Here is a 13,474-nt window from a genome sequence, read left to right as displayed (position 1 = left end):
AGCGCAGCGCCATCAGGCAATTCATTTTAACAAGGATATTGTAATGGTTATTTCACTGAAAAATCGTAACTTTTTGAAGCTGCTTGACTACACCCCGGCGGAAATCCAACACCTCATCGATCTGGCTATTGAGCTGAAAGCCGCAAAAAAAGCCGGATGCGAAAAGCAAACACTGATCGGCAAAAACATCGCGCTGATTTTTGAAAAAACCTCTACCCGCACCCGATGCGCGTTTGAAGTCGCCGCGTTCGACCAGGGCGCGCAGGTGACTTATCTCGGCCCAAGCGGCTCGCAGATCGGCCATAAAGAGTCCATGAAAGATACTGCTCGCGTCCTGGGGCGGATGTATGACGGCATCGAATATCGCGGATTTGGTCAACACATTGTGGAAGAGCTGGGGGAATACGCGGGCGTTCCCGTCTGGAACGGCCTGACCGATGAATTTCACCCCACACAGATCCTGGCCGATCTGATGACCATGCTGGAACATGCGCCGGGCAAAACGCTGCCGGAACTGAGCTTCGCCTACCTGGGCGACGCGCGCAACAACATGGGCAACTCGCTGATGGTGGGCGCGGCGAAGATGGGCATGGATATCCGCCTGATAGCGCCAAAGTCCTTCTGGCCTGATGCCGCGCTGGTAGCGCAGTGCCGGGAAATCGCCAGCGTTACCGGCGCTCGTATCACCTTAACGGAGAGCGTTGAAGACGGCGTTCACGGTGTGGATTTCCTCTATACCGACGTCTGGGTCTCGATGGGAGAACCCAAAGAAGCCTGGGCGGAGCGCGTCAGTCTGATGACGCCATATCAGGTCAACCAGCAGGTGGTAAACGCTACCGGTAATCCTGATGTGAAGTTTATGCACTGCCTGCCCGCCTTCCATAACGAGCACACCAAAGTGGGACGCGAAATCGAAATGGCTTACGGCCTGAAAGGACTGGAGGTCACGGAAGAGGTGTTCGAGTCCGCAGGCTCGATAGTCTTCGATGAAGCGGAAAACCGGATGCACACCATCAAAGCAGTCATGGTGGCGACGCTCGGCGACTAATCCCACAGGATATGCGCCCTCGCGGCGCATATCCGTGATATCAGGAGAGAACATCATGGGTAAATTTAAATTTCCCACCGCTTATACCATCCTGTTTATTCTTATTGCCCTGGTCGCGGTGATGACCTGGATTGTGCCGGCGGGAAAATACCAAATGGCGATGAACGCCACGCTGGGAAACGAGGTGCCGGTGGCGGGAACGTATGCCCCCGTGGACGAGCATCCGCAAGGGATTACCGCTGTTTTACTGGCGCCGATTGACGGCCTCTATAACCACGAAACCTACACCGCCGGCGCCATTGACGTCGCGCTGTTTGTCTTGATTATCGGCGGCTTTCTGGGGGTGGTGAATAAAACGGGGGCGATTGATGCCGGTATTGAACGGGTAACTATCAAACTCAACGGCAAAGATGAGTGGATGATCCCCATTCTGATGGCGCTGTTCGCCGCAGGCGGCACTATTTATGGCATGGCGGAGGAGTCGTTGCCCTTCTACACGCTGCTGGTACCGGTCATGATGGCGGCCCGCTTCGATCCGTTAGTGGCGGCGGCAACCGTACTGCTCGGCGCAGGGATAGGCACGCTCGGTTCGACCATTAACCCTTTCGCCACGGTCATTGCCGCCAACGCCGCCGGCATCCCTTTTACTCAGGGAATGCTGATGCGCGTACTGCTGTTAATTGTCGGCTACGTACTGTGCGTGTTTTGGGTAATGCGCTATGCGCGCAAAGTCCGCGCCCATCCTGAGCTTTCTATCGTGGCGGATAAAATGGAGGAAAATCGCGCTCATTTTCTCGGCAATCGCGCCAATACACTGCTGGAGTTTACGGCTACCCGGAAATGGGTGCTGCTGATCTTCGCCGCCTCTTTCGCGGTGATGATTTACGGCGTGGCGGTTCTCGGCTGGTGGATGGCGGAAATCTCCGGCGTCTTTCTGGCGGCGGCGATTATCGTTGGCGTGATAACGCGGATGGGTGAGGAAGCGTTTACCAGTACCTTTATCGACGGCGCGCGGGATTTGCTCGGCGTGGCGCTAATTATTGGTATCGCGCGCGGCATTGTGGTGGTCATGGATAACGGTATGATTACCCACACCATTTTGCACAGCGCGGAAAGTCTGGTTTCCGGCCTCTCTACCACTATTTTCATAAACGTAACCTACTGGCTGGAAGTATTGCTCTCCTTCCTGGTGCCCTCCTCTTCCGGTCTTGCCGTATTGACGATGCCCATTATGGCGCCGTTAGCGGATTTTGCCCACGTACAGCGGGATTTGGTCGTAACCGCCTACCAGTCGGCCTCCGGGATTGTGAACCTGGTTACTCCCACCTCCGCCGTGGTCATGGGCGGTCTGGCAATCGCGCGGGTTCCCTATGTCCGCTATCTGAAATGGGTCGCGCCGCTGTTGCTGATCCTGACATTGCTGAATATGGCGGTACTGAGCATCGGAGCGATGATGTAACGAGCCAGATGGCGACGCGTCTTATCCGACAGGACTGATAAGCACAGCGCCATCAGGCACGCCGTCACCTTTTTTGATCGGCTTCTCATTTTCCTGCAAAACCGCCCGATTGATCCGCAATCGATGTGACAAATGTGATGAATTTCGCCAGTCCGTTGATATTAATAATAAAGATAAGGTGCATTTATGAAGGAATACGATGATTACTCCGCCAAAGAACAACAGCAACTGGCGGTTTGTCAGCGCCTGATTAGTGAAAAAAGTTACCTGTCCCAGGAGGAGATTCGCCGCGATTTACAAAATGAGGGATTTGAAGGTATCAGCCAGTCTACGGTTTCGCGCCTGCTCAAGCTGCTGGGCGCAATAAAAATCAGAAATACGAAGGGACAAAAGATTTATTCCGTAAATCCCCAGCGGCGTCCTTCGCCGGATGCCGGACGTTCAATAGCTGAAATGGTCGTCAGCGTTGAACATAATAGCGAATTTATCCTTATCCATACGGCGGCAGGTTATGGTCGCGCCGTCGCGAGAATTCTGGATTACCACGCATTGCCGGAAATTCTCGGCGTCGTTGCCGGTAGCAGTATTGTCTGGGTCGCACCACGGGTCGTTCAGCGTACGGCGCTGGTACACAAACAAATTAATTATTTGCTTAAAATGAATTTAAATTCATAAGAACCGTTTGCGATGAGTAAATCATGCATTAATTCGCTTGATCCCCAAACAGAGCTGAGTATAATCGCGGACAATTTGCCGGGAGGAAGCATGGTTCAGTGTGTACGACATTCTGTCTTACCGCGTCTGAAAAAGGACGCAGGCCTGCCGTTTTTCTTTCCGTTGAAAACCAATACCAAGCCCCTCAATTGAGGGGCTTTTTTTTGCCCAGGCGTCAGGAGATAAACATGGCTAACCCGCTATATCAAAAACATATCATTTCCATAAACGACCTCAGCCGCGACGATCTTAATCTGGTACTGGCCACGGCGGCGAAATTAAAAGCCAACCCGCAGCCGGAGCTTTTGAAACATAAAGTGATCGCCAGCTGCTTTTTCGAAGCCTCCACGCGTACCCGCCTGTCGTTTGAAACTTCAATGCATCGCCTGGGCGCCAGCGTAGTGGGCTTCTCCGACAGCGCCAACACGTCGCTGGGGAAAAAAGGAGAAACGTTAGCCGACACGATCTCAGTGATTAGCACTTACGTGGACGCGATTGTGATGCGCCATCCGCAAGAAGGCGCGGCACGTCTGGCGACGGAGTTTTCCGGTCAGGTGCCGGTGCTCAATGCGGGCGACGGTTCGAATCAGCATCCGACGCAAACCCTGTTGGATCTGTTCACCATCCAGGAAACGCAGGGCCGTCTGGATAACCTGCATATCGCGATGGTCGGCGATCTGAAATATGGCCGCACCGTGCATTCGCTAACCCAGGCGCTGGCGAAATTTAGCGGCAACCGTTTTTATTTTATCGCGCCGGACGCGCTGGCGATGCCGCAGTACATTCTGGATATGCTTGATGAAAAAGGGATGGCCTGGAGCCTGCATGGTTCTATTGAAGAGGTCATGGCCGACGTCGACATCCTCTATATGACTCGCGTACAGAAAGAGCGTCTCGACCCGTCGGAGTACGCCAATGTGAAGGCGCAGTTTGTTCTGCGCGCCAGCGACCTGAACGGCGCGCGTGAAAATATGAAAGTGCTGCACCCGCTGCCGCGGATTGATGAAATCACCACGGATGTGGATAAAACGCCACACGCCTGGTACTTCCAACAGGCGGGCAACGGTATTTTCGCTCGCCAGGCGTTACTGGCGTTAGTACTGAATAGCGAACTGAGTCTGTAAGGGAGAAAAACGATGACACACGATAACAAACTGCAGGTTGAAGCCATTAAATGCGGCACCGTGATTGACCATATCCCTGCGCAGGTAGGCTTTAAACTGCTGAGTCTGTTTAAATTGACCGAGACCGATCAGCGAATCACTATCGGTCTGAATCTCCCGTCTGGCGAGATGGGGCGTAAAGACTTAATCAAAATAGAAAACACCTTTCTCACCGAAGAGCAGGTTAACCAACTTGCTCTGTACGCGCCGCAGGCCACCGTTAACCGCATCGACAACTACGACGTAGTCGGGAAATCACGCCCCAGCCTGCCAGAGCGTATTAATAATGTGCTGGTTTGCCCGAACAGCAACTGCATCAGCCACGCGGAACCAGTATCCTCCAGCTTTGCAGTGAAAAAACGCGCCAATGATATCGCCCTCAAATGCAAATACTGTGAAAAAGAGTTTTCGCATTATGTGGTGCTGGCCAACTAATTTGGGTTGGTTATGAGATCCTGGCTCCCTATAATGAGCGGGGACATTCTATTACCGCTGTAATTCAGGAGAAATCATGAGCAAAACTATTGCGACGGAAAATGCACCAGCAGCAATCGGCCCATACGTACAGGGCGTTGACCTGGGTAGCATGGTAATCACTTCCGGTCAGATTCCGGTCGATCCGAAAACCGGTGCCGTAGCGGAAGACGTATCCGCTCAGGCACGTCAGTCGCTGGAAAACGTTAAAGCTATCGTGGAAGCCGCTGGCCTGAAAGTAGGCGACATTGTGAAAACGACCGTATTCGTGAAAGACCTGAACGATTTCGCGACCGTCAATGCCACCTACGAAGCGTTCTTCACCGAGCACAACGCGACCTTCCCGGCGCGTTCCTGCGTGGAAGTTGCCCGTCTGCCGAAAGACGTGAAAATTGAGATTGAAGCGATCGCTGTTCGTCGCTAAGCGCCGGACGTCATCCCCGCCGGGCGGCGCAAGTTTGCCCGGTTCGGGGCACCAACAGCCATGGAGAGGCGGCAATGGTAAGAGCGCGTTTTACCGAGGAACAAATCGCCGATTTTCTGCAACAGTCTAAAAACGGCGTACCGAATAAGGCGTTATGCGAAGAATATGGATTTAGCAACAGCACGCTCCGTCGCTGGCAGGAGAAACATGCTGAAAGCATACGCCAGGAATTAAAACAGATAGAATCTACCGCGAAGATAGTCTTTTTATGCTTCATTGTCGCAGCCATATTGCTTACCCTTATGTTTCCTAAACCCACTGCCGCCTTAGCGATTCCTCCTTACTTAGTTTATTGCATTAGCTATATTCGCCGCTTTCGTCGCATATCCGCAAAACATATCCGGCGGTGGGACATCTCCTCCTCTCGTTCCGGATTGGGGGCAGAGAATGTATTTTACAAACTTAGCTGGACATTCCTCTTTTTTATGCCTGCATATAGCATTCTACAGTTGCTTGAATAAGCCCTGAAATTTAAAGATAAAGCCGATCGCGTTAAACTTGTCGAGCTTTACGGGCATCTGACCTGGTTAGCGATATCGGGGATTAAGCACGCTGGCGAATCCCCGACGAAAGTGTTTACTGCCAGCCATAACGTCGGCTGTAAAACCCTTTCACCAACTGGGTTAACGTCATATAGCCCGCCAGAATGGCAATCAGCCACGGGAAATAGCTTAACGGCAGCGCCTGTAATTGCAGGTAAGACGCCAGCGGCGAAAACGGCAACGAAACTCCCACCACCATCACCAACAATGTCATCGCCATCAGCGGCCAGGCAGCGCGACTTTGAATAAACGGCAGACGGCGGGTACGGATCATATGCACAATCAGCGTTTGCGACAGTAATCCCACCACAAACCAGCCGGACTGGAACAAAGTTTGCGTTTCTGGCGTATTCGCATGAAATACCCACCACATCAGACAAAAGGTCAAAATGTCGAAAATCGAGCTGATCGGACCGAAAAAGACCATAAAGCGCCCCAAATCCGCCGGATTCCAGCGCTGCGGCTTTTGAATTTGTTCTTCATCGACATTATCAAACGGAATCGCCACCTGGGATACATCGTACAGCAGGTTTTGAATCAGCAAGTGCAGCGGCAGCATTGGCAGGAACGGCAAAAAGGCACTCGCCACCAGCACGCTAAACACGTTACCGAAATTTGAGCTGGCCGTCATCTTGATATATTTCAACATATTAGAAAAAGTACGACGACCTTCAATGACGCCTTCTTCCAGCACCATCAGGCTCTTTTCCAGCAGGATAATATCGGCCGCTTCACGGGCGATGTCCACCGCGCCATCTACCGAGATACCAATATCCGCCGCCCGCAACGCCGGAGCATCGTTAATCCCGTCGCCCATAAAACCGACCACATGCCCCTCGCGTTTGAGTAAAGTGACGATGCGCTCTTTATGCATCGGCGTCAGACGCGCAAACAACGTCGTACGGGCGGCCAGCGCCGCCAGCGCGTCGTCGCTTAACCCTTCAATATCACTGCCAATAATGACATCGCCCGCATCCAGCCCAACTTCATGGCAAACTTTCGCCGCTACCAGCTCGCTGTCGCCGGTGAGAATTTTCACCGTAATTCCGCTCGCCTTCAGCGCTTTCAACGCCGGCGCGGTGGTCTCTTTCGGCGGATCGAGAAAAGCGATATACCCTTCCAGAATGAGGTCAGACTCATCGATACGTTGGTAATCGCCCTCACGCGCAGGCAGGTATTTGGTCGCGACGGCGACCACGCGTAGCCCCTGACGGTTCAGCGTGTCGGTAACGCGTTTCACCCGGCGCAGCATATTGTCGTCCAGCGGCACAATATCGCCGTTGTGGCGCACCTGAGTACACACGTTCAGGATCTCCTGTAACGCGCCTTTGCAGACCAGTTGATACACGCTCGAATCTTCGGCCACCACCACCGACATCCGGCGACGCTCAAAATCAAACGGAATCTCATCGATTTTCTGCCAGCGTCCGGAGAGCTGACGCGCGGCGGTTTCGTCTACTCCCTCCAGGACTGCCGTATCCAGTAAATTTTTTAGACCGGTCTGATAATGGCTGTTCAGCCAGGCGCAATGCAGTACATGCTCGCTGGGCTTACCAGAAATATCCGTATGATTCTCCAGCACAATTTTATCCTGCGTCAGTGTGCCGGTTTTATCGGTGCACAGAATATCCATCGCGCCGAAGTTCTGAATCGCATCAAGGTGCTTCACGATAACTTTCTGTTTCGAGAGCTTCACCGCCCCGCGCGCGAGGGTGGAGGTGACGATCATCGGCAACATTTCCGGGGTGAGCCCTACCGCGACCGAGAGCGCAAATAGCGCCGCTTCCCACCAGTCACCTTTCGTGTAACCATTAATAATCAGTACTACCGGCGCCATGACCAGCATAAAGCGGATCAGCAACATACTGACGCGGCTAATTCCTTTCTGGAAAGCGTTCTGCTCGTTATCTTGTTCCGACACGCGCCCCGCCAATTGACCAAACCAGGTGTCGGCGCCGGTCGCCATCACCACGGCCTGCGCCGTTCCGCTCACGACGTTCGTCCCCATAAAGCACAGCGTGTCGCACTCAAGCGGGTTATTTTGCCGGGGCTCACGCGTCGCGGCGACTTTCTCGACCGGCAGAGATTCGCCGGTCAGCGACGCCTGGGCGACAAACAGATCGCGCGCCTGGATAATCCGTAAATCCGCCGGGATCATATCCCCCGCCGCCAGCTTAATAATATCGCCGGGCACCAGTTGATCGATGGGTAATTCCAGCCAGGCGTTTTCGCCATTTTCATTAATAACCCGCAGTACGGTAGCGGTATTGCTCACCATCGCTTTTAGCGCGTCCGCCGCTTTTGTCGAGCGCGCTTCCTGCACAAAATTCAGCAGCGTTGAGATACCGACCATCAGGGCGATAACGCCTGCGGCAAACAGATCCTCCGTGGCATAAGAAATGCCGCCAAGAATCGTGAGTAAGATGTTGAAAGGATTGCGATAACATACCCACAGATGCACCCACCACGGCGAGGGTTTCTGTGCCGGAAGGCGGTTTTCGCCATGCTTTTCACGCGCGCGCGTCACCTCGGCAGCGTTTAATCCCTCCGGGTGCGTATCAAAAACGCGCCAGAGAGTCTCCTGCTCCATTGCCGCGACTTTCAGACAGCGCTCGCTCAGCGAAGGCGGGATAGTCGCATTTACCGCGGTCTGCGCGCCGGGCAGCGGATCGCGGTGAACCAGACGATAAGGCAAATGACGATTAAGCCGGGCAAAAAGCTGGCGGGTAATGGTTTTTAGCATAGGTAATCCCTCCGCGCCGAAGTCAGGCGCAGAAAATTCTTCAGGCACGGCAAAGCCTCGCCCGATGAGCAATGTTTAAATAAAAACAGGGACGTTATTGTGTCACTGTCTTACACACCGGTAAGACAGCAGAGGCAGGCTTACCGGAAAAGGAAAATTCTCCATCGCGGGAGAGGGGTGGGTTCAGGGTCCATGTCGCCTCCGGTAAGTAAATAATTTGCGCCGCGGATTATACGCATAAATCCATAAGTTTTGTGGCAATTATGGCGGTATCATACCGTTACGTAATTAAACCAACGATAAACCAGACTTTGCCCATTGCCCTTCGCTTGAGTAAAGTTACTCTTTTTATCACCATCAGCGTCACGCCACGGGAAAACAGGATGCAAAACCGGCTCACTATCAAAGACATCGCCCGCCTGAGCGGCGTAGGGAAATCAACCGTTTCCCGCGTGCTTAACAATGAAAGCGGCGTAAGCGAACGTACCCGCGAGCGTGTCGAAGCGGTGATGAATCAACACGGTTTCTCCCCGTCCCGCTCCGCCCGCGCGATGCGGGGACAAAGCGATAAAGTGGTCGCTATTATCGTCACTCGCCTTGATTCGTTGTCTGAAAACCTCGCGGTTCAGACCATGCTGCCTGCGTTTTATGAACAGGGCTACGACCCTATTATGATGGAAAGTCAGTTCTCGCCGACGCTGGTAATGGAACATCTGGGCATGCTCAGACGACGTAACATTGATGGCGTGGTGCTGTTTGGCTTTACCGGCATCACAGAAGAGCTGATCGCCCCCTGGAAAGCCTCGCTGGTGCTGCTGGCAAGAGATGCGCAAGGTTTTGCCTCCGTCTGTTACGACGACGAGGGCGCGATTCATATCCTTATGCAGCGGCTGTATGAGCAGGGACACCGCAACATTAGCTTTCTGGGCGTTCCCCATAGCGATATTACCACCGGCAAACGTCGGCATGACGCATACCTGGCGTTTTGCAAAAAACATAAACTCCATCCCGTCGCCGCCCTGCCCGGTCTTGCCATGAAGCAGGGCTATGAGCATACGGCAAGTGTCATCATGCCGGATACCACCGCGTTAGTCTGCGCCACCGATACGCTGGCGTTGGGCGCCAGTAAGTATTTACAGGAGCAACGTATTGAGACGCTGCAACTGGCAAGCGTCGGGAACACGCCGCTGATAAAATTCCTGCACCCGGAGATCGTCACTGTCGATCCTGGCTATGCTGAAGCCGGACGGCAGGCGGCTTCGCAGCTGATCGAACAGATCAATGGCCGCTGCGATCCGCGCCGGATCGTCATTCCTTCTACCCTCGCCTGAGTGACTGATTAAACGGAATACCACGAGTAATTTGTGATCGTCGCTGCGTTTCGGGAACGTTCCCATTTTTAAACCAACGTTGAAGAGCTACTCTTGCGCCAACCCATAACTTACCTCCTCTGCCATGAGGCTTTACGATGAGCAAAGTAAAACAAGCCGATATCGACCGGCTGATTGACCTGGTCGGCGGGCGCGACAACATCGCCACGGTGAGCCACTGCATTACTCGCCTGCGCTTTGTGCTCCACCAGCCCGCGAACGCCAGGCCAAAAAAGATCGAACAATTACCGATGGTTAAAGGTTGTTTCACCAACGCTGGTCAGTTTCAGGTGGTGATTGGCACCGACGTTGGCGATTACTATAACGCGCTGCTGGAGACCACCGGCAAAGCGTATGCTGATAAAGAGCAGGCCAAAAAAGCCGCTCGCCAGAACATGAAATGGCATGAGCAGTTAATTTCCCACTTTGCGGAGATCTTCTTTCCGCTACTACCGGCGTTGATCAGCGGCGGTTTGATCTTAGGCTTTCGTAACGTGATCGGCGATGTGCCGATGAGCAACGGCCAAACGCTGGCGCAGATGCATCCGGCGCTAAAAACGCTTTATGATTTTTTATGGTTGATCGGCGAAGCGATCTTTTTCTATCTGCCGGTGGGGATCTGCTGGTCGGCGGTGAAAAAAATGGGCGGCACGCCGATTCTTGGTATCGTGCTCGGCGTGACACTGGTGTCGCCGCAGTTGATGAATGCGTATCTGCTGGGCCAGCAAACGCCGGACGTCTGGAACTTCGGCTTATTTAGCATTGAGAAAGTGGGCTACCAGGCGCAGGTTATCCCGGCGCTACTGGCAGGGCTGGCGCTTGGGTTTATTGAAACGCGGTTGAAACGCATCGTGCCGGATTATCTCTACCTGGTCGTCGTCCCGGTGTGTTCGTTGATACTGGCCGTCTTTCTCGCCCACACCTTTATCGGCCCCTTTGGTCGTATGATCGGCGACGGCGTGGCCTTTGCGGTACGTTATCTGATGACCGGCAGTTTCGCCCCGATAGGCGCGGCGCTGTTCGGCTTCCTGTATGCCCCGTTGGTCATTACCGGCGTCCACCAGACAACGCTCGCTATCGATATGCAGATGATCCAGAGCATGGGCGGTACGCCAGTCTGGCCGCTGATTGCGCTGTCGAATATCGCGCAGGCCTCCGCCGTGGTGGGCATCATCATCTCCAGCCGTAAACACAATGAACGCGAGATCTCCGTTCCTGCCGCCATTTCCGCTTACCTTGGGGTAACCGAACCGGCGATGTACGGTATCAACCTGAAGTATCGTTTTCCGATGCTGTGCGCGATGATCGGATCTGGTCTGGCGGGACTGCTCTGCGGTCTGAACGGCGTCATCGCCAACGGTATCGGCGTGGGCGGCCTGCCGGGCATCCTGTCTATACCGCCGCGCTACTGGCAGGTGTACAGCATGGCGATGGTTATCGCGATCGTGATCCCGGTGATTCTGACCACCTTTATCTATCAGCGTAAGCATCGTCAGGGCACATTACAAATTGTCTAATTCTTCTTCGGGGCGCAGTTGCGTCCCAACGCACTTGCAGGAAACAACAATGACTATTCCCCTCTGGTGGCAAAACGGCGTTATTTATCTGATCTACCCGAAAAGTTTTCAGGACACGACCGGCAGCGGCACCGGCGATTTACGCGGCGTGACGCAGCGCCTTGACTATCTACAGCGACTCGGCGTAGATGCCATCTGGCTCACGCCGTTTTATATCTCGCCACAGGTGGATAACGGTTATGACGTCGCAAATTATACGGCTATCGACCCGACCTACGGCACGCTGGATGATTTTGACGAGCTGGTCGCGCAGGCGAAAGCACGCGGTATTCGTATCATCCTGGATATGGTGTTTAACCATACTTCTACCCAGCACGCCTGGTTTCGCGAAGCGCTGAACAAAGAGAGTCCATACCGTCAGTTTTATATCTGGCGCGATGGCACGCCGGATGTCTGCCCGAATAACTGGCAATCCAAATTTGGCGGCAGCGCCTGGCGCTGGCATAGCCAGAGCGAACAATATTATTTACACCTTTTCGCGCCTGAACAGGCCGACCTGAACTGGGAAAATCCCGCCGTGCGCGCCGAGCTGAAAAAGGTCTGCGAATTCTGGGCCGATCGCGGCGTGGATGGCCTGCGTCTGGACGTGGTGAACCTGATCGCCAAAGATCAGGATTTTCCTGACGATCCGACGGGCGACGGACGCCGCTTTTATACCGACGGACCGCGCGCGCATACGTTTTTACGCGAAATGAACCGTGACGTTTTTACGCCGCGTAATCTGATGACGGTAGGCGAAATGTCCTCTACCACGCTGGAAAACTGCCAGCAATATGCCGCGCTTAGCGGCGACGAACTCTCGATGACCTTCAATTTTCATCATCTGAAGGTGGATTACCCCAATGGCGAAAAGTGGACGCTGGCAAAACCTGATTATGTGGCGCTGAAAGCGTTGTTCCGCCACTGGCAACAGGGGATGCATAACGTCGCCTGGAACGCGTTATTCTGGTGTAATCACGATCAGCCGCGCATCGTTTCCCGCTTTGGCGACGAGGGTGAATACCGGGTTCCAGCCGCGAAAATGCTGGCGATGGCGCTGCACGGTATGCAAGGGACGCCTTATATCTATCAGGGCGAAGAAATCGGCATGACCAACCCACACTTTACCCGCATCACCGATTATCGCGACGTGGAAAGCCATAACATGTTTGCCGCGCTACGCGCCTCCGGACGCGACCCCGACGAACTACTGGCTATCCTGGCCAGTAAATCCCGCGACAACAGCCGCACGCCGATGCAGTGGGACAACGGTAAAAACGCCGGTTTCACCCAGGGCGAGCCGTGGATAAGCCTGTGCGATAACTATACGGAGGTTAATGTCGCGGCGGCATTACGCGATGAAAACTCGGTGTTTTACACCTATCAAAAGCTGATTGCGCTACGTAAAACCCAGCCTGTACTGATCTGGGGCGATTATCAGGATCTCCTCCCGGATAGCCCATCAGTATGGTGTTATCGCCGCCAGTGGCAGGGGCAAATCCTGCTGGTTGTCGCCAATCTGAGTAACCAGTGTCAGGAGTGGCATCCACCGCATATCAAAGGACAGTGGCAGGCGCTACTGCACAATTATGGCGAGGTCACCAGCCAGCCGCGATGACGCTCCGCCCATTTGAAGCCATCTGGTGGTTACAATGCTAACGCGACGTCCTTATACGGATAAACGCCACAAACCTATTGACACGGGCTGTGGCGTTGCTCCAGGTTACTGTCTGTTTTTGTTGAATAATTAATCAGATTTTTCTTGCTATCTTTTACAAACGCTACAGCGCCCGCCATCTGTACGCTCTGATTTTTACCTTGTTCTACATCAATAAAATTGCAAACATCCTTGATGCAAATCACTACATATAGACTTTAAAATGCACGCCGACCCAATATGTTGTATTAATTGACTACAATT

12 protein-coding genes and 2 pseudogenes are annotated in these 13,474 nt (G+C 53.6%); 11 read left to right on the top strand and 3 right to left on the bottom strand.

Annotation, left to right across the window (positions count from 1 at the left end):
• Nucleotides 1-43 precede the first annotated feature (43 nt).
• The 3 genes from argF (at nt 44) to ACQ29O_RS03460 (ending at nt 3,182) form a co-directional block, all read left to right on the top strand.
• A complete protein-coding gene (gene argF / locus ACQ29O_RS03470) occupies nt 44-1,048 on the top strand; it encodes an ornithine carbamoyltransferase (RefSeq protein WP_000237031.1) in 1,005 nt (334 codons plus the stop codon).
• A gap of 55 nt (nt 1,049-1,103) precedes the next feature.
• Nucleotides 1,104-2,507 carry a YfcC family protein gene (locus ACQ29O_RS03465; protein ID WP_000514443.1) on the top strand — a complete coding sequence of 468 codons (1,404 nt, stop codon included), beginning with the start codon at nt 1,104-1,106 and terminating at the stop codon, nt 2,505-2,507.
• A 186-nt stretch (nt 2,508-2,693) separates the two neighbouring features.
• Nucleotides 2,694-3,182: an arginine repressor gene (locus ACQ29O_RS03460; RefSeq protein ID WP_000666051.1), complete on the top strand. Its 489-nt coding sequence runs from the start codon at nt 2,694-2,696 to the stop codon at nt 3,180-3,182.
• Here ACQ29O_RS03460 and ACQ29O_RS03455 read toward each other — a convergent pair.
• Nucleotides 3,152-3,293, bottom strand: a pseudogene (locus ACQ29O_RS03455) (hypothetical protein). The gene ACQ29O_RS03460 and the pseudogene ACQ29O_RS03455 overlap by 31 nt on opposite strands.
• Between ACQ29O_RS03455 and pyrL the strand changes: the two are divergent.
• The 5 genes from pyrL to ACQ29O_RS03430 all read left to right on the top strand — a co-directional run bounded on the left by pyrL (nt 3,273) and on the right by ACQ29O_RS03430 (nt 5,803).
• On the top strand, nt 3,273-3,374 hold the full coding sequence (pyrL, locus tag ACQ29O_RS03450) for a pyr operon leader peptide (RefSeq protein ID WP_000249504.1): 102 nt from the start codon (nt 3,273-3,275) through the stop codon (nt 3,372-3,374). The pseudogene ACQ29O_RS03455 and the gene pyrL overlap by 21 nt on opposite strands.
• A 35-nt stretch (nt 3,375-3,409) precedes the next feature.
• On the top strand, nt 3,410-4,345 hold the full coding sequence (gene pyrB / locus ACQ29O_RS03445; protein WP_000013055.1) for an aspartate carbamoyltransferase: 936 nt from the start codon (nt 3,410-3,412) through the stop codon (nt 4,343-4,345).
• Nucleotides 4,346-4,357: 12 nt separating this feature from the next.
• Complete coding sequence (pyrI, locus tag ACQ29O_RS03440) at nt 4,358-4,819, top strand: aspartate carbamoyltransferase regulatory subunit (RefSeq protein WP_000148570.1); 462 nt, start codon at nt 4,358-4,360, stop codon at nt 4,817-4,819.
• Nucleotides 4,820-4,895: 76 nt separating this feature from the next.
• Entirely contained in the window at nt 4,896-5,282 is a 387-nt protein-coding gene (gene ridA, locus ACQ29O_RS03435; RefSeq protein ID WP_000047544.1) for a 2-iminobutanoate/2-iminopropanoate deaminase, read from the top strand.
• A 74-nt stretch (nt 5,283-5,356) separates the two neighbouring features.
• The gene (locus ACQ29O_RS03430; protein WP_000251085.1) at nt 5,357-5,803 is read left to right on the top strand and encodes a transposase; all 447 of its coding nucleotides are present in this window, start codon (nt 5,357-5,359) and stop codon (nt 5,801-5,803) included.
• Nucleotides 5,804-5,918: 115 nt separating this feature from the next.
• Here the strand turns inward: ACQ29O_RS03430 and mgtA are convergent, their stop codons facing one another.
• Together mgtA and mgtL are read right to left on the bottom strand one after the other, a co-directional pair.
• On the bottom strand, nt 5,919-8,627 hold the full coding sequence (gene mgtA, locus ACQ29O_RS03425; RefSeq protein WP_000920865.1) for a magnesium-translocating P-type ATPase: 2,709 nt from the start codon (nt 8,625-8,627) through the stop codon (nt 5,919-5,921).
• A gap of 140 nt (nt 8,628-8,767) precedes the next feature.
• Entirely contained in the window at nt 8,768-8,821 is a 54-nt protein-coding gene (gene mgtL / locus ACQ29O_RS03420) for a mgtA regulatory leader peptide MgtL (protein WP_099374030.1), read from the bottom strand.
• Nucleotides 8,822-9,010: 189 nt separating this feature from the next.
• On the opposite strand from mgtL, the gene treR reads away from it, so the two are divergent.
• From treR to treC, 3 genes and pseudogenes are all read left to right on the top strand, one after another.
• The gene (treR, locus tag ACQ29O_RS03415) at nt 9,011-9,958 is read left to right on the top strand and encodes a trehalose operon repressor TreR (RefSeq protein WP_001181297.1); all 948 of its coding nucleotides are present in this window, start codon (nt 9,011-9,013) and stop codon (nt 9,956-9,958) included.
• 137 nt (nt 9,959-10,095) lie between these two features.
• On the top strand, nt 10,096-11,514 hold the full coding sequence (gene treB / locus ACQ29O_RS03410) for a PTS trehalose transporter subunit IIBC (RefSeq protein WP_000048837.1): 1,419 nt from the start codon (nt 10,096-10,098) through the stop codon (nt 11,512-11,514).
• A 49-nt stretch (nt 11,515-11,563) separates the two neighbouring features.
• Nucleotides 11,564-13,212: pseudogene (gene treC, locus ACQ29O_RS03405) on the top strand (alpha,alpha-phosphotrehalase).
• The last annotated feature ends 262 nt before the right edge of the window (nt 13,213-13,474 follow it).

This window comes from Salmonella sp. GDC200615 (assembly GCF_050574145.1).
Taxonomy (GTDB): domain Bacteria; phylum Pseudomonadota; class Gammaproteobacteria; order Enterobacterales; family Enterobacteriaceae; genus Salmonella; species Salmonella enterica.
Note: the sequence above shows the minus strand (reverse complement) of the source record. Positions and strands in the feature narration are given on the sequence as shown.

What these genes read in the sequence shown, in the direction of transcription:
- argF (WP_000237031.1), top strand. Translation starts at nt 44, where the DNA reads ATGGTTATTTCACTGAAAAATCGTAACTTTTTGAAGCTGCTTGACTAC.
- ACQ29O_RS03430 (WP_000251085.1), top strand. Translation starts at nt 5,357, where the DNA reads ATGGTAAGAGCGCGTTTTACCGAGGAACAAATCGCCGATTTTCTGCAA.
- ACQ29O_RS03460 (WP_000666051.1), top strand. Translation starts at nt 2,694, where the DNA reads ATGAAGGAATACGATGATTACTCCGCCAAAGAACAACAGCAACTGGCG.
- pyrI (WP_000148570.1), top strand. Translation starts at nt 4,358, where the DNA reads ATGACACACGATAACAAACTGCAGGTTGAAGCCATTAAATGCGGCACC.
- pyrB (WP_000013055.1), top strand. Translation starts at nt 3,410, where the DNA reads ATGGCTAACCCGCTATATCAAAAACATATCATTTCCATAAACGACCTC.
- mgtA (WP_000920865.1), bottom strand. Translation starts at nt 8,627, where the DNA reads ATGCTAAAAACCATTACCCGCCAGCTTTTTGCCCGGCTTAATCGTCAT.
- treR (WP_001181297.1), top strand. Translation starts at nt 9,011, where the DNA reads ATGCAAAACCGGCTCACTATCAAAGACATCGCCCGCCTGAGCGGCGTA.
- pyrL (WP_000249504.1), top strand. Translation starts at nt 3,273, where the DNA reads ATGGTTCAGTGTGTACGACATTCTGTCTTACCGCGTCTGAAAAAGGAC.
- ACQ29O_RS03465 (WP_000514443.1), top strand. Translation starts at nt 1,104, where the DNA reads ATGGGTAAATTTAAATTTCCCACCGCTTATACCATCCTGTTTATTCTT.
- treB (WP_000048837.1), top strand. Translation starts at nt 10,096, where the DNA reads ATGAGCAAAGTAAAACAAGCCGATATCGACCGGCTGATTGACCTGGTC.
- ridA (WP_000047544.1), top strand. Translation starts at nt 4,896, where the DNA reads ATGAGCAAAACTATTGCGACGGAAAATGCACCAGCAGCAATCGGCCCA.